The organism is Larkinella bovis (genome assembly GCF_042655385.1).
GTDB lineage: Bacteria > Bacteroidota > Bacteroidia > Cytophagales > Spirosomataceae > Larkinella > Larkinella bovis.
Window position 1 is genome coordinate 597,956 of sequence record NZ_JBHSMA010000003.1, and the last position, 16,267, is coordinate 614,222.

12 protein-coding genes are annotated in these 16,267 nt (G+C 54.9%); 3 read left to right on the forward strand and 9 right to left on the reverse strand.

Annotated features, from left to right (window positions below; all coding sequences use genetic code 11):
• Positions 1–24 precede the first annotated feature (24 nt).
• The 3 genes from ACFPMF_RS13600 to ACFPMF_RS13610 all read left to right on the forward strand — a co-directional run bounded on the left by ACFPMF_RS13600 (position 25) and on the right by ACFPMF_RS13610 (position 3,118).
• The gene (locus ACFPMF_RS13600) at positions 25–1,800 is read left to right on the forward strand and encodes an ABC transporter ATP-binding protein (RefSeq protein WP_379845741.1); all 1,776 of its coding nucleotides are present in this window, start codon (positions 25–27) and stop codon (positions 1,798–1,800) included.
• Between the two features lie 149 nt (positions 1,801–1,949).
• A complete protein-coding gene (locus ACFPMF_RS13605; RefSeq protein ID WP_379845744.1) occupies positions 1,950–2,129 on the forward strand; it encodes a hypothetical protein in 180 nt (59 codons plus the stop codon).
• A gap of 278 nt (positions 2,130–2,407) precedes the next feature.
• Positions 2,408–3,118 (forward strand): TerC family protein, encoded by a 711-nt coding sequence (locus ACFPMF_RS13610; RefSeq protein WP_379845746.1) that lies wholly within the window; start codon positions 2,408–2,410, stop codon positions 3,116–3,118.
• Between the two features lie 95 nt (positions 3,119–3,213).
• Here ACFPMF_RS13610 and ACFPMF_RS13615 read toward each other — a convergent pair whose 3' ends face one another.
• The 9 genes from ACFPMF_RS13615 to ACFPMF_RS13655 all read right to left on the reverse strand — a co-directional run bounded on the left by ACFPMF_RS13615 (position 3,214) and on the right by ACFPMF_RS13655 (position 16,251).
• On the reverse strand, positions 3,214–4,638 hold the full coding sequence (locus ACFPMF_RS13615; RefSeq protein ID WP_379845749.1) for an efflux transporter outer membrane subunit: 1,425 nt from the start codon (positions 4,636–4,638) through the stop codon (positions 3,214–3,216).
• An 11-nt stretch (positions 4,639–4,649) separates the two neighbouring features.
• Entirely contained in the window at positions 4,650–7,829 is a 3,180-nt protein-coding gene (locus ACFPMF_RS13620; RefSeq protein ID WP_379845751.1) for an efflux RND transporter permease subunit, read from the reverse strand.
• 35 nt (positions 7,830–7,864) lie between these two features.
• Complete coding sequence (locus ACFPMF_RS13625; RefSeq protein ID WP_379845754.1) at positions 7,865–8,971, reverse strand: efflux RND transporter periplasmic adaptor subunit; 1,107 nt, start codon at positions 8,969–8,971, stop codon at positions 7,865–7,867.
• 286 nt (positions 8,972–9,257) lie between these two features.
• Positions 9,258–10,253 (reverse strand): Gfo/Idh/MocA family protein, encoded by a 996-nt coding sequence (locus tag ACFPMF_RS13630; RefSeq protein ID WP_379845757.1) that lies wholly within the window; start codon positions 10,251–10,253, stop codon positions 9,258–9,260.
• Positions 10,244–11,059, reverse strand: a complete 816-nt coding sequence (locus tag ACFPMF_RS13635; RefSeq protein ID WP_379845761.1) for an SDR family NAD(P)-dependent oxidoreductase — start codon at positions 11,057–11,059, stop codon at positions 10,244–10,246. The genes ACFPMF_RS13630 and ACFPMF_RS13635 overlap by 10 nt, the downstream gene beginning before the upstream one ends.
• Positions 11,060–11,076: 17 nt before the next feature.
• The gene (locus ACFPMF_RS13640; protein WP_379845764.1) at positions 11,077–12,288 is read right to left on the reverse strand and encodes an AGE family epimerase/isomerase; all 1,212 of its coding nucleotides are present in this window, start codon (positions 12,286–12,288) and stop codon (positions 11,077–11,079) included.
• An 11-nt stretch (positions 12,289–12,299) separates the two neighbouring features.
• Positions 12,300–13,880: an exo-alpha-sialidase gene (locus ACFPMF_RS13645; protein ID WP_379845767.1), complete on the reverse strand. Its 1,581-nt coding sequence runs from the start codon at positions 13,878–13,880 to the stop codon at positions 12,300–12,302.
• 20 nt (positions 13,881–13,900) lie between these two features.
• Complete coding sequence (locus ACFPMF_RS13650; protein WP_379845770.1) at positions 13,901–15,121, reverse strand: MFS transporter; 1,221 nt, start codon at positions 15,119–15,121, stop codon at positions 13,901–13,903.
• Between the two features lie 26 nt (positions 15,122–15,147).
• Positions 15,148–16,251 carry a Kelch repeat-containing protein gene (locus tag ACFPMF_RS13655; RefSeq protein WP_379845773.1) on the reverse strand — a complete coding sequence of 368 codons (1,104 nt, stop codon included), beginning with the start codon at positions 16,249–16,251 and terminating at the stop codon, positions 15,148–15,150.
• Positions 16,252–16,267 lie beyond the last annotated feature (16 nt).

Sequence of the window (16,267 nt, forward strand, 5' to 3'; positions counted from 1 at the left end):
CCGGCGCCAACCTTATTTTAGCCTATGAAGCTGCTTTACAGTTATTTGCGCCATTACTGGCCCCTGCTCATGCTGGCCCTGCTGCTGGCGGCAATTAATCAGATTTTCTCGCTGCTCGATCCGTATATTTTTCGGAAGATCATCGACCAGTACGTTGTCAAACCGGGTTCGGCTATTCAGCGGCTGGATTTTGTGAGCTTCCTGAGCGACGGCGCCGGCCTGCTGATTTTGCAGGCGCTGGGCGTCGCGATGGTCAGCCGGATTGCCAAAAACTTCCAGGATTATTACGTCAACGTCATCACGCAGCGGCTGGGCGCGCAGTTGTATTCCGACGGTTTGCGTCATTCGCTGGATTTGCCGTATCAGGTGTTTGAAGATCAGCGTTCGGGCGAAACCCTGGGCAAACTCCAGAAAGTACGGACGGATGTCGAGAAACTCATCCAGTCGTTTGTCAACGTGCTGTTTACGTCGGTAGTCGGCATTGTGTTCGTCATGTGGTACGCCAGCACGGTCTACTGGCCGATTGCGCCCGTTTACTTTCTGACCATTCCGCTGCTCGGTTTTGTTAGCTCGTTGCTGAGCAAAAAAATCAAAGTGGTCCAGAAGAATATCGTGGCTGAAACTACGGCGCTGGCCGGTTCGACTACCGAAAGCCTGCGCAACATCGAACTGGTGAAAAGCCTCGGGCTGGCCCAGCAGGAAACCGAGCGACTGAACGCGACGACCGACAAAATCCTGCGGCTGGAACTCAAGAAAGTGCGTTACGTGCGCTCGCTCTCGTTCGTGCAGGGGACGTTCGTGAACCTGCTCCGGAATGCCATCATGCTGATGATGCTGTTTCTGGTGGTGCAGGAACGGATTACGGTCGGCGAGTTTTTCTCGCTGTTTATTTACTCTTTCGCCATTTTCGGGCCCCTGCAGGAGTTGGGTAACATCATCAATGTGTACCGGGAAACGGAGGCTTCCCTGGCCAATTTTCAACAGATTCTGGATACGCCCCGCGATGTAAAACCGGCGCATCCGCAACCCGTCCGGAAAATTCAGACGCTGGCCTTCGACAACGTGCGATTCAAGCACCTTTCGGCCGAAAAACCGGCGCTCGACGGTATTTCGTTCGACGTCAAACTGGGCGAAACCATCGCGTTTGTGGGGCCGTCGGGTTCGGGCAAAACCACGCTGGTCAAGTTGTTGGTCGGTTTGTATTCCCCAATGGCGGGGCAGATTCTGTACAACGGCATTCCCGGAGCCGAAGTCGATCTGGATGAATTGCGCGAACAGATCGGTTTTGTGACGCAGGATACCCAACTCTTTGCCGGAACCATCCGCGAAAACCTGCGCTTTGTGGCCCCGAATGCCACGGATGAGGAATGCCTGACTGCCCTGCGACAGGCCGCTGCCGACTCGCTCCTGAGCCGTGCCCCGCAGGGACTCGATACCGTGATTGGTGAGGGCGGGGTTAAGGTTTCGGGCGGTGAAAAACAACGGCTGAGCATTGCCCGCGCCCTGTTGCGCCGTCCGACCCTGCTGGTGTTCGATGAAGCCACCTCGGCGCTGGATTCGCTCACGGAGGAAGAAATCGGAAAAACCGTCCGGCAACTGTCGGGTTCGCGGCAGCACATCACCATTCTGATTGCCCACCGTCTGAGCACGATTCTGCACGCCGACCGGATTTTCGTCCTGGAAAAAGGGCACGTTGCCGAGCAGGGCGGTCATGCCGGCTTACTGGAACAAAAAGGGTTGTACTACGCCATGTGGCGGCAACAAATCGGCGAACGCAAGGAAATGACGGCAGTGGTTTAACGCAGGCATCACGACCCATGAGCTCCTTTTGAAGTTTTCCCTTTGGACAACCGTTTTTCGGAACCAGACCCTCTCGATCGAAAGACGACGGGCTTGGTTCCGAAAAAGGGAATTCGTGCCGATAAGATTTCCGGTGCTAACGGCGGCTTATGGATTCCCCGATCCTCTGTAAACTCTCGCCCGAGGTGACAACGCCCCCACGGGTCCATAAACCGCTCCCGTGTCCCTTCATTCTTCGTATTTTTTCCACACCGGTGCTGATCACCACACGTAATTTTTCCGACGGACACGGCGAAATTTACTGGAAAGAAGGGCGTATTGTGAAATGATCTGGTTTATCTTCCAGGGGACTCGTAAAAGGCGTCCCCTGGAAGATAAACGTATAAAAACTCCAGTCCACCGGAACACAGGCTGGGTTTTGCGTTAGAACAGGTAGTTTCCCCGGCCTTGACTAACCCGGGCTGTCGGCAGGGTGGTGGCAACGGGGTCATTCCTTTGTTCAGCAGGTTCTGCTTCCATTCATTGAGTTGCCTGAACACCCGGCACAAAACACAGTTTATATACCAATAATGCCGTAATTGATAAACCTTACTAACTCGTCAAGTCCATGCCCTTTGCTGATAACATTGTTCCGCTGTTTACGCTGATTGTTCTGGAAACCATCCTGGGTATTGATAACATCATTTTTATTTCCATTCTGGCCGACAAGCTTCCTCCTGATCAACGGGACCGGTTACGATACTGGGGCATTGGCCTCTCGATGGTTATGCGGCTGGCGCTCCTGGCGCTTATCGCCTGGATTATGCAACTTGATCAAACCCTGTTTGTGGTGGCGGGCATTGACATCAGCGGGAAAGGGCTGATTTTACTCCTCGGGGGGTTATTTCTCATCTATAAGAGTACGAAAGAAATTTACCATAAAGCCGAATTAGGGGATGATGCTAATGCGCCGGCGATGGATAAATCGTCCTTTCGGGACTTATTAATTCAGGTGCTGATTTTGGATCTCGTGTTTTCCATTGACTCTATTATTACGGCGGTGGGGATGGTCGATGAACTCTGGGTGATGTACACGGCCGTGATTGTAACCGTGGTAATAATGCTGATCGCTTCCAGACCGATTGCTACCTTTATCGCGCGGCATCCTTCCTTCAAGATTTTGGCCCTGTGTTTCCTGTTAATCATCGGGATGTCGCTGGTGGCCGAAGGGCTGCATGTGGTGATTCCGAAAGGATATATCTATTTTTCAATGGCCTTCGCCTTTCTAGTGGATGTCATTCAGATGAAGACTGTTCGTCCCAAGCAATCCCAGAGTTGATTGTAGGGAGAGAAATCTGCCGTCTGCAGTTTTCCGGCCTGACGGGATGCCAGGAGATAGGGCAAGGTTATTTTCATTCCGGCGCGACCGCGAATTCAGCGCCAGCCTCCGCCCAGCGAGCGGTACAGGTTTACGACCGATTGCAGCCGCTGCAACTGGTCGTTTATCCCGCCCAGTTCGGCCTGGAGCAGACTCTGGCGGGCCGTTATCACCTCGGTATAATTGGCAAATCCGTTCCGCAGCAATTCCTGCGAATAGTCGACGGACTTCCGGAGAGCGACCATCTGATTGGTCCGGATTTGTATTTTTTCGAGCGCCGTTTCGTGCAGGAACAACGCGTTCGAGACTTCCTGCCCGGCCGTCAGGAGCGTGTTCTGGAAAGTTAGGGCCGCTTCCTGCTGCTGCGCCTGGGCAACGGCCAGACGGGTTCGGTTCAGCCGCTGGTTGAAAATCGGCTGCGCCAGACCCGCGCCAATGCTGGCGGCTATCGACACCGGATTTAATAAATCAACCAGACCCAGCGACGAAAAACCGGCCGAACCGGAAAGGGTCAACGACGGATAAAAGGAAGCGCGGGCCACATTGGTTAATTCAAAATAATACCGATAGTTCTGTTCCGCCTGTTGCACGTCGGGCCGGTTGGCTAACAGCTGGGCCGGGAGGCCGGTTTGCAAAACCGGTAGGGTTTTCTGGTCGGCCAGCGTACTCCGTGCAATCCTGGCTGGGGGCGAACCCAGTAAAACGCTTAACGCATTTTCGGTTTCCCGAATGCGCTGTTTCAGGTCGGGCAACGTGACTTCGGCCACATAGCGCTGGGCTTCGCTTTGTACGACGGCGGCTTCGGTAACAATGGCGGCTTCTTTCAGGGAACGCATGGTCTGTACTGTCGTATCCCAATTCACCACGGTCTGCCGGGTAATGAGCAGTTGCTGGTCCAGGGCTAAAAGCTGGTAATAATAATTGGCAATATTGGTTAACAAACTCGTTTGCACGGCCCGTGCGCCGGCTTCCGATTGCAACAGGCTGGCCCGGCTGGCCCGGCGGTTGCTGCGTAACCGGCCCCAAATGTCGGCTTCCCAGGCGGTCGATACGCCTAACTGGTATTGCGTGGCACTGGTCCGGATGCCAAACCCCTGGGCTTCCGAAAGCCGGGACTCGGTCACCCCGACCGTACCATTCAAGGTCGGATAAAAAACCGCCAGACTCTGCTGATAATAGGCCTCCGCCTGCTGAATCCGGGTATAGGCGGCCTGCAGGTCCAGATTCCGACGGATGCCTTCCCGAATCAATTGTTGTAAGAGCGTATCGGTAAACAGCTCCTGCCAGGGTAAGGTAGCGATCGTGCTGGTGTCGGTCGTGGCAACATCCCGGTAAAGATCAGCCGTCCGGACGTCGGCTGGCCGGTACGGCTGCGTTACCTTACACGAGGCTACCACCAGACCCGAGAGAAAAACAAAAAGCAGGAGCCGCCATTTTTTTTGGTCCATGTTCGCTGTCGTAAAACCCTGTGGTGGAATCATTGAGTAGCTTGTTAATGCGTGGTCCGCTGGACGCCTTTCGCCGGTTCCGTATTGTTGGGCTCGGTCAGCGGTGCTTGCGGAGCCCCACTGATTCGTTCCTGCAGGGCCTGGAAGACAACGTACAAAACCGGAATGACAAACACCCCCAGCAGGGTCCCGATTAACATACCGCCGACAGCGCCGGTGCCAATGGAACGGTTCCCGATGGCACCCGCACCGGTTGAGAGCATCAGCGGAACCAGTCCCAGAATAAAGGCAAAGGAGGTCATCAGGATGGGCCGCAAACGGGCCTCGGCTCCTTCCAGGGCCGCCTGGACCAGGCCCATGCCATGCCGCCGGCGTTCCACCGCAAACTCCACAATCAGAATGGCGTTTTTTGCCAGCAGACCGATCAGCATGATCAAGGTGATTTGTAAATAAATGTTGTTGCTGATTCCAAACAGACTCGCAAATAGGAAGGCCCCCGCCAGACCGATGGGCAAGGACAGCAAAACCGCAAAAGGCAGGATATAACTTCCGTACTGGGCGCAGAGCAGCAGGTAAACAAACAGCACGACCAGCAGGAAAATAAAACCCGTTTGGCCGCCCGCCGAAATCTCTTCCCGCGTCATGCCCGAAAATTCATAGCCGTACCCGATCGGCAGCGTTTGGGCGGCCACTTCTTCAATCGCGCGGATGGCGTCCCCGGAACTGTAGCCGGCATTGGGGGAGCCGGTAACGCCAATGGACGTAAAGAGGTTAAACCGCGAAATCGCCTGTGGTCCGTAGACCCTTTCCATCCGGATAAAGCCCGTGATGGGGGCCATGGTTCCGGCAGCATTCCGGACGTAAATGTTACTCAGCCCTTCCGGATTGGCCCGGAACGCGGCTTCGGACTGGTACATGACCCGGAATTGTTTGCCAAACTGGTTGAAGTTGGACGCGTAGACGCCCCCGTAGTACCCCTGCATGGTACTTAAAATGTCGTTAACGGTTAAGCCGGCGACTTTCGCTTTCGCCACATCCACATCAATCTGGTATTGCGGAAAGTTGACGTTGAAGGCTGTCGATGCAAACTGGATTTCGGGGCGTTGATTCAAAGCCGCCAGGAAATCATTGCCGATTTTTGAAAAAGTGGCAATATCCCGGCCGCTCTTGTTTTGCAATTGAAACTCGAAACCGCCCGAGCTCCCAAACCCCTGAATGGTCGGGGGCGCAAAAAAGATGATTTTGGCGTCGCGGATTCCACTGGTTTTGGCGAAGAGCTGGCCGATCAGCGATTGCACATCCTGTCCTTTCCCGCCCCGCTGGTCCCAGGGCTTCAGCCGCATCACCAGCATGCCATAATTGCTGCCGGTCCCGCTGATCATTCCCCGTCCGGTAATTTTTAAGATATTCTCAATTTCCGGAATACCACGACCGATGGCTTCCACCTGGTTGGCAATGACATCGGTTCGTTCGGTAGACGCAGAAGGAGGCAGGGCAATGTCGGCCATGATGGAGCCGATATCTTCATTGGGTACAAAGGCTTTTGGGGTCGTTTGCATCAAATAATAGAAGAGTCCGGCAAAGGCCGCCAGGATGGTCCAGGCCATCCATTGTTTCCGAATCAGGAAGGAAACCGACTGGTGGTATCGGGCCGTCGTTCTTTCGAACGTTCGGTTAAACCAGCCGTAGAACCGTTGCAGCATACTCTTCTTTTTATGGGCGTTGGCCGGATGCGGTTTCAGAAACAGGGCGCATAACGCCGGGCTCAGGGTCAATGCATTCACCGCCGAGAGGATGATGGCGATGGCCAGCGTAAGGCCAAACTGCTTGTAGAAGACCCCGGCGGAGCCCGAAATGAAGCTCACCGGCACAAAAACCGCAGCCATAACCAGGGTAATGGAAATGATAGCCCCGGATATTTCATGCATGGCGTCTTTGGTGGCTTTGAGCGCCGAGGTGTAACCCTGGTCCAGTTTGGCATGGACGGCCTCCACGACAACAATGGCATCATCCACCACAATTCCGATGGCCAGAACCATCGCAAACAAGGTCAGCAGGTTGATGGTGAAACCGAATAAACTCAGGAAGAAAAACGTGCCGACAATGGCGACCGGTACGGCAATCGCCGGAATGAGGGTCGAGCGGAAGTCCTGCAGAAACACGAATACGACCAGAAACACCAGCAGAAAGGCTTCGATCAGGGTGTGAATGACCTTCTCGATGGAGGCATCCAGAAAGTCATTGGCATTGACCAGCGTCACGTATTGAATGCCTTTGGGAAACGACCGGGCCGCTTCCTGCAGTACCCGCAAACTGCCTTCAATCACCTCTTTGGCATTCGAACCGGCGGTTTGGCTGATCGCTACGCCCACCGAAGGTTTGCCATTGGTGGTGGTCGTGCTGGCGTAACTCAGGGCTCCCAACTCGATGCGGGCAATATCTTTCAGGCGTAAAATTTGTCCGTTCTCGGTGGCCTTAATCACAACCTGTTCGAATTCGCGGGCATCCCTCAGCCGCCCCCGGTATTTGATAACATACTGGAACGATTGCTGTCCCTGCTCGCCGAATTGCCCGGGGGCGGCTTCAATGTTTTGTTCGGCCAGGGCCGCGCTGATGTCATTGGGAATAAGGCCATACGTTGCCATTACATCCGGTTTTAGCCAGATCCGCATCGAGTAGTCCATGCGCCCGAAGGCGGTTGCTTCGCCCACACCGGTGACGCGTTTGATCAGCGGCACCAGATTGATTTCCGCATAGTTCTGCAGAAAGGTCTGATCATAGGCCGGGTTGTCGCTGTAAAGCGAAAAAATAACCAGGTTACTGCTCTGGCTTTTGGCGGTTGTCACGCCGGACCGGGTGACTTCCTGGGGCAACTGGGGCGTGGCGCGAGCCACCCGGTTTTGAACGTTGACCGATGCCAGATCCGGGTTGGTGCCCAATTTGAAATTGATCGTTATCCGGGCCGTGCCGTCGTTCCCGGCCGAAGACGTCATGTAAGTCATATTCTCCACCCCGTTGATCTCTTCTTCCAGGGGAATGACCACGCTGTTGAGCACCACATCCGCATTGGCTCCCTGGTAGGAGGTGGAAACCACAACCGTCGGGGGCGCAATTTCGGGGTATTGGGAAACCGGCAGGGAAAGCAGCCCCAGCGCCCCCAGAATCACGATGAGAATGGAAATGACGGTGGAGAGGACCGGCTGATCGATAAAGCGATTGAACATGATTTCTGATGGAGCTAAAAAATGTCAATAGCCTTTTAGTGAGCCGGTTGCCGGTATACGCTATCGCTATTAACCGCCCTGGGCTTGATGGAGGCCCCTTCCCGTAGCGTAGCGACACCTTCCAGAACAATCTGCTGACCGGGTCGTAATCCCTGCTGCACAATAAAGAAGCGCCCATCATTATTTTGCATCACGCTGATGGCGCTACTCTGCACGGTTCCATTCGATTCTACCAGGTAGACAAACGTTTTGCCCTGGATCTCATAGGTGGCTTTTTGCGGGATGACAATCGCCGAATCAACCGTTACCGGAATCCGCACGATCCCGCTGCTCCCACTGCGGACGAGGTTGCCCGGATTGGGAAACGTGGCCCGCACTCGAACGGACCCGGTTTCGGTATTGATGGAACCGCTGGTGGTTTCGATACGTCCTTTTTTGGGAAATTCCTGGCCGTTGGCCAGGATCAGCGAAACCGGCGGCATGGTGGCTAACCGGGCCTGGGTCGTAGCGCCTTTGGTGTTTCTGGAAAACTCCAGCACCTGTTTTTCGTTGATGGAAAAATAGGCATAGATATTCCCGATGTTGGAAACCGTCGTCAGGGGCTGCGGGGTATTGCTATTGACCAGACTGCCTATTTTATACGGAATGATTCCAACAATCCCGTTGGCGGGGCTTGTTACGCTCGTATAGCCTAAATTGGTCCGGGCGTTGGCCAGCGTCGCATTCGCCTGGGCCAGGGCGGCCTGTTTGGCCTGAAATGTAAACTCAGCCGATTCCAGCACGTATTTGCTGACGATGTTTTTTTCGACCAGTGGCCGTACTTTATTGACCTCCATCTGGGCCGCGTTTACATCGGCCTGGGCAATTTTGATGGCAGCCTGAGCGGTTCTGACCTCCTGTTCATATTGGGGGGCGGTTATTTTGAAAAGAGGCTGGCCTTTTCGAACGGTCGCTCCTTCATCGACAAAAATCTGCTCGATATAACCGTCGATCTTCGGGCGGATTTCGATATCCTGCTGCCCTTCAATCGTCGCCGGATAGTCACTGTTCAGGGTCGTGGTGCGGGGCGTAAGGGTAAGCACCGGATAATCCTTTACTACCTCGGCCGATTGCCCGGCCGAATTTTGTTTTTTTCCTGGCACGAAGGAAACAGGAGCACCACTACAAAGAGGGCAACCAGGAAGGATGGCAGGCGCATACCCATATGGAATGGAGCGATAGGTCTAGAATAAAGTATCTATAGCATAACGCTTTATTTAGGAAAGGGTTGAAAATCAGAGCAAAATTTGAGGAAAGGAGGTTTGAAATACCGGTAAACGGGTAATTAGACTCTGGGTGAAGACGGTCTGGAGCCCGGAAATAGATTGGCGAAACCACCCGTTTCAGACTGCTCGGGCAAGGAACGGATGGTTTCGCTACGGCTCCGTATTACTCGTAAGAAATTCGCTGCTTTTGCCCACGTTGCCAGGATTGCAGAATGGCCTCGCAGATGGCGGTCGAGATCAGTCCATCGGCAGCAGATGTTTCCGGCTGTCGATGCCCCGCGACAGCTTCCAGAAACGCCGTATGCTCCGCCCGGAAAATATCATCCCGTTCCTGCTGAAATGAGACGGTTTCAACCGCCTGCGCTTGCCGGTTCCCGATGCGGAGGTGACTCTGTTCAAAATCCAGAACGGCCCAACCTTCGTCGCCGGTAATTTCGTAGCAATGCCGCTGCGGCATTTGCACGTAGTTCAGGTGGATATGGGCGATCAGCGGGGCGTCGTATTCCAGCATAATATCCGCCACGTTCGGAGCCGCGCTGAACTCCAGGTTTCCGCCCTGAAACCCGGGCGTATACACCGTCGTAGGGCGTTTTTTCAAAAGCCAGTAGACCAGGTCCATCTGATGCGCATAGTCGAAAAACAGGGAGCCAGGGTTATAAGCCTGGTATCTGGACAGGGAGTTGACGAGCGTGATGTAGGTGCCAACCCGGGCGTGTAGATGGAGGATGTTACCCAGTTTGCCCTGATCGATGAGTCCTTTCAGCAATTGCATACCCCGCCAGAAATGCAGGTAGAAGCCCACGCCAAAGGTGAGGCCCGTCCGGTCGACCACCGAAGCAAGCTGCCGGGCTTCTTCCCGCGTGGCCGTCATGGGTTTTTCGCAGAAAACATGGACACCTGCCTCCAGCGCCTGGATGGATTGCGAAGCGTGCAACGGCGTTGGGGTGGCCAGCCAGACAATGTTCGGTTTCGTGGCCAGCATTGCCTCAAAGGACGTGTGGTTTTTCACCGCACCGAGAACCTGTTGGGCGGCCGTTGCGGTTTCCGGACTTATTTCCAGCACTTCTAGCGCCACGTCTTCCCGTTCCTGTAATAAGCGCGCGTGCCGCAGTCCGATGGAGCCCAGCCCCACCACCACGATTCGGTAGGTTACTGCCATGTTGAAAACCCGCCGTCTACGACGATATTTTGACCCGTTACATAATCGGAGGCCGGAGAGGCCAGAAAGAGAATGACGCCCTTCAGATCCTGCCCGTCTTTGCCCATTCGCCCTAGCGGGGTTCGGTCGCTGTAGGCTGCTACAAACGCCGGATGATGCTGGCGTTCGGGGCCGGTAAATCCACCCGGTGAAATACTGTTAACCCGAATCCCCTGAGGGGAGAGAAAACCGGCCAGATCGCGGGTCAGTCCGATGACACCGGCTTTGGATGCGGCATAATCCACCGGTTGTCCCAGCATCCCTGCAGCTTCGTACATCCGGCGGTCGCGGCCGATGAGTCCGGCGATGGAGGCAATGTTGATGATTTTCCCCGACTTCTGGGCCACCATGATTTTACCGAACTCCTTGCAGCAATAGATTATGCCCGTCAGGTTGGTCTGCACGGAATTGTGGATATCCTTCGGGTTGCGTTCAAACAGGTAAGCGATACTGGAGCCGGACCCACCGCCCGCATTATTGACGAGAATATCGAGGGAAGGACGCCATTCCTGGAACGCTTGCGCGCAGGCGGCTACCTGCTCGGGATCCGTGTGGTCCATTTGCAAGGGAAGTGTCTCAACGCCGTACATCTGTTGAAGTTGGGTTGCGGCCTGGGCGGCTTTTTCATAACGGCGGGATGTAAGGGAAACGGCACAACCGGCGGCCGCCAGGATGGAGGCTGCTTCATACCCCAATACCGAAGAACCGCCGGTGATCAGGGCGGTTTTCCCCGCCAGATTGAATAAACTTGAAATATCAGAATGCATACGTGGAAAAGATCGCGTTAGAGCACGCTGTGGGTTTTTAGGTAATTGTCCAGTAGTTGCAGGCAGTACCATTCCTGCCGCGGTAAGTGAAAAGGCCCTTTGAAAAGATTGCCTTTGGCGGTTTGGGCGACCCGACCGTCGCGGTGTAAATACCCGAACCATTCGCCGTGGGCCTGGTCCAGAAAATGATCATACGCATACTGGTGGACCATCCGGTGCCAGCGGGCGTATTTTTCATCGCCGGTGAGCAGGAAGGCCAGCAGGGTGGCAATAATCGTTTCGTTGTGCGGCCACCAGAATTTCATATCCTGCCAGTATTCCTGAACCGGTTTTCCGAATACATCCCGGAAGTACAAAATACCGCCGTGCTGCTGATCCCAGCCCCTTTCCCACATGTAATCGAGCATGCGGCAACCGAGGTCTTTCAGCTGGTCGTCTTTCCGGTGCATGGCTTCGTGCAGGATAAACCAGGCGCCTTCTATCGCATGGCCGGGGTTCAGGGTCCGGCCGTCGATGTGGTCGATGATGCTGCCGTCGGGGGCAACCTGTTCCATCACACAGCGGATATCGTCTTTGACAAACTTCTCCTGAATCTGCTCGATCCAGGTACTGATCCAATCGTCGCAGCGCGGATCGCCGATCGTATCGCGCAACTGTTGGGCGGTATTGATCATAATCATTGGAGTACCGATGCCGATCGCCGGGCGGGTATCGGTAAATTTCGCGGGCAGCAATCCAGGCGTGGAAGCAAAGCGAATGCAATTTCCGAATGCGCTTCGCGCCGAAGCGGCAACGGCTTCAGAAGCCGGATCACCCGCCTGCGCCAGGGCTTTGGCATAAGCGGCTGCGGCAATGACATAAAAGGTTTCCGAAAAAAAGTACCTCCTTTTCCGGATGGGCCGGCCGTCGCGGGCGACGTGAAAAAACATGCGCCCGTCACTATCAAAGCAATGGGTATTCAGAAAATCGTACCCCAACCGGGCACCTTCCAGCCATTCCGGCCGGGGCTCGACGGTGTTGTACAGGGTCGCCAGCAGCCAGGTCGCGCGGCCCTGGATCCAGACGGCTTTATCATCGTCGATCAGCGAGCCGTCGGCATCGCGCATGAGCAAAAAACCGCCATGCTCCCGATCAAACGAGCGGGGAAACCAGAACGGGACGGTGTTTTCGAGAAGCTGGTTCCGGTAAAAACTCCGGAGAGACTGTAGTTCTTCAAGCGTATATGACATACTAGTTCAGGCTATTTAATAATATCTTTGACGGGAATGCGCAGAAAAATCAATTCCCGGTTACCTTCATACAGGATGCCGATCGTCTGTTCGTCAAGCTGGACGAGGCTGGAATAGCCGTAACCGTATCGTTCATCCAGCAACACTTCGTTGGCGGGTAGCCAGGTTTCGCCCAGATCCAGGCTGGCTTTGATGGTCGTGTTTTTTCGGGCGTCTTCGATGGATGACGTATTTACATTGCTGAAAAACAGCACGTCTTGCTGCTGGCCTTTTACCCGAACCCGGGCCTTGATCAGGCTGGCCATACAGATCGGGTCCTGCAGCGCGTGGTACGAAGTGGGATGTTCCTGCCAGGTCTTGCCGAGGTCCCTGGTTGTGGCGACCGCCCGGTAGAAACCCCGGTTATCGCGCATGTTGAGCATCAGCGTACCGGGTGTGGTTTCCACTACCTGACTTTCGGTGGTATTGCGTCGGGCACCGGTTCCCGAGTGCCAGGTTTTGCCGTGGTCTTTGCTGTAAATAATGGCCGAATGGGGAATCCCCGGTTTGGTGTTTTCATCCCAGTACTGCGACGGAAAGACTAGGGTGCCGTCCTTCATCGCAATCCCGCTGCCCGGTCCGTTGAAGTAGATGTGCCACTTCGGGTTCTTCACCTGGGCGGTAATGTTCTGAATGGGCGACCAGGTTATGCCGTCGTCGTCGCTGCTGGCGAGTACGAATTGGCCTGAGACATCGGGGGACAAACCCGGTTCAGAGCCCGCAATGGCCCGGTTTCCTTTGCTCCAAACCGCAGCCACCCATATTTTTCCGGTAGCGGGGTCAACGAGCACGGTGGGATCGCCGACGCCGTTATTCTCATGCGGAGCGCCCATATCCATGATGACTTTCATCGGTTCCCAGGTTTTTCCGCCATCCGTACTCCGGCTCATGCCGATGTCAATGTTTCCCGGCAGGTCCTTACTGCTGTGATACCGGTTGTCGTACACCGCAATCAGCGTTCCCTTGGCCGTCCGGACAATGCCGGGAATGCGATAGGTATGAACCCCGTCATCACCCGGTTTTCTAACCCGGATTCCGATTCGCTTTTCGGGAATTCCCGTTTTTTTCGATGGGGTATACACGACATTTTGACGGTCGGTAAAACCGAGGAGTTCTACCGATGGTCGGCTATCCAGGTCGGCATTGGGTTTCAGTACGGCACCTAACCAAATATAATTCCACCCCTGTTTAAGCGAAAAATCGACCGGCAGGGAGACCTCACCGGCTTTCGGCTGGAAGGTCGTACGAATCTCCGTTGTGTCCGGGTGCGGCTCGCTCAGCTTTTGATACAATACCAGGTGGTCGATTTGCTGCACGGCTGCGGTATTGAGCCGTGTCTGAATACTCACCAATGCAGGCCGTGCGGCTCCCTCGCTGATATACACCCGAAGGCACAGCAGCGGGTTTTGGTTTTGCCTCTTCAGCAACGGAACATCGGGCGAGTGGACCCAGACAAGCGGTTTTTCGTTTTTAGGAGATGCCGCCGATGCCGCTGCGGACCAGCCGGTGCAGCCAATGAGGCAAAGGCGGGCAATCAGATACCATTTTTTCATCATCAGATTTCGTTTGATAATCACTGTTGTCGGGGCCGCAACAAGGTTTGCTGGACAATTAATGCCACGGCAACAATACCGGCCAAAATGGCAAAGTCGCGCCCCAGATTGCCCGAATCCGTCGACTTTCCCAGCATATCGGTAATAAAAGCCCCCGCGAAAACCCCGGTCATGTTCATCATTCCATAAGCAGTAGCCCGGTAGCTGGCGGGAACAAACTGGCACAGGATGGGCATATTGTTCGCATCGAACAGTCCGAAGCCGAACCCGAAGCAAAACGCAGCACCGATCACCGCCGTGACCGAATCGCCTAACCCGATCAGAACCAGAGCCGGAATGGTAAGCCCCAGACCGATGCCACTGACGTAAATGCGCCCCCGGATGGTACGCTGTACCCACCGGTCGCTGAGGATACCACCCAGGATGACGCCAAGCAGCGATGAGATGGCAATGGTAATCGTGGAAGCCGGGCCCGCCACCGCCATATCCATCCGGAGGTTGTTGGCAAAGAGCGTGGGAAGCCAGTTTTTAACGGCCCAGCCGGGCAGACTGGGAACCGCAAAAAAGAGCAGGATGATCCAGAAAGCCCCGCTGGAAAACAAAAGCTTCATTGCCTTTTGTACCGGAACTTTTTCTGCCGCTTCGTTTCCGAAATTCCCCCCGGTTTCCGGTCGCTTTTCTTTCAGAAACAGGATCAGGAAAATGGCGTAGAGCATCCCAAGGGCACCAAACCCCATGAACACGGTTTTCCAGGAAAACGTAGCGGCAATGGTGGCTCCAAATCCACCCAGGGCCTGACCGATGTATAACCCGGTCAAATGCAGACCAATTGCCAGCGAGCGGGTTCTGGAGCTGTGGTAATCGGCAATCAGCGCCAGACCGGTCGGAATGTAGAGCGCTTCGCTAAAGCCCATCAGGGCTCTGAGCACATAGAGTTGTTCAAAGGTTTGGGCATAGCCCATCAGGAAGGTTACCGCACTCCACACAAACAGACTACCGACAATCAGCCATTTTCGGTTGAAACGGTCGGCAATAATCCCGGCGACCGGACTGACAAAACCGTATATCCAGAGAAAAACCGCCATCAGCCGCCCGAAATTCACGGCTAGCTGGAGTTCTTCGATGTCAAGCTGCATTGCCGGACGCATGGTCGACAACATCTGCCGGTCGAGGTAATTGAGCAAGGCAACCACCCACAACAGAGCGACAACCACCCAGGGGTATATTTTAGGGGAACTCATGGTTAAGGGGTAGGAATCGTTTAGAATTATGGAATCATTGTCCCCTCCAGAATATGCGGAGTACGGACACCTGGTTTCATTTCACCACTGGTAATGTAGATTTTACCCCTGTCGTACAAGGCCGTAGTCGTAACCGGAACGGGAAATGGAATTTCACTCAGTACGTCCCATGCATCGTTTTCCGGCTGGTACTGCAATACGCTACGACTGAATCCGGCATGGGTGCTCTGTAACCGGTTTTTGCGCAGAATAACCGAATCCCGGGCTGCGCCTTCCAGCGTAGCGGCTTGGGCAATCAACGTCTCTACCTGTCTGAAAATACTCCCCTTGTCTCCACCGAACAGCAGCGCTTGGTTGTCGGGTGTCACGATGCCGGAGCCGGCGGCCAGACTATAGGGAAGCGGTTTTTTCTGCTGCCATTCCCCGGTTTTCAGATGAAACGCAAAAACCGCTTTATGCAGGGTACTGATGCCATTGCGGTTTTTACAACGCCCTCCGAACACAAACAGCCAGTCCTGACCCCGGTTCCGGAGGATCAACTGCACGGCATGAGAACTGGGGTGCGGCATCGGTGCCAGGGGCTGCCAGCCAGCCTCCGGCTGACGGAGCGACAGCCGCCAGAACTTATCCGAGGTTTCCGTGGCGGTTTCGCCCCCCGTCAGATAGAGCGTTTCTTCGTGGTAGGTCATGGCGGCATTGGTCAGGCCAAGGGGCAGCATCGGCAGGGACGTGGTCTGGAGTTCTTTTCCGTCCCACTGCAACATATACACCTTGTCGGAAATACCGGCTTCGTTTTCGCCACCGGCATAAACGATACGGTCGTCGGCAACCGCCGTGGCCGCATAGGCTACGGGATGCGGGAGTCGCAGTCTTGCTGCGTCGTTGTTGAACGTGCCCGACGCCGGATCAAACAGGTAAACCGCATCGTGGTATTTTTTGGCTCCTCCTTCCCAGGGAAGCCGTTCCGGGAAATTAGCCCCTCCGGCGATGAGGAGTTGATTGCCCGAAAAACCGCTGACCGGGCCAGCCACCCCCAACGCTTTCTGCTCCGTCAAGGGAGGCAGCGAACCGGCGATTTTCCAGTCAATACGTGTCCGTGTCTCCGGCTTCGTACAGGAAGTAACGATCATATACAAGAAGATCAGG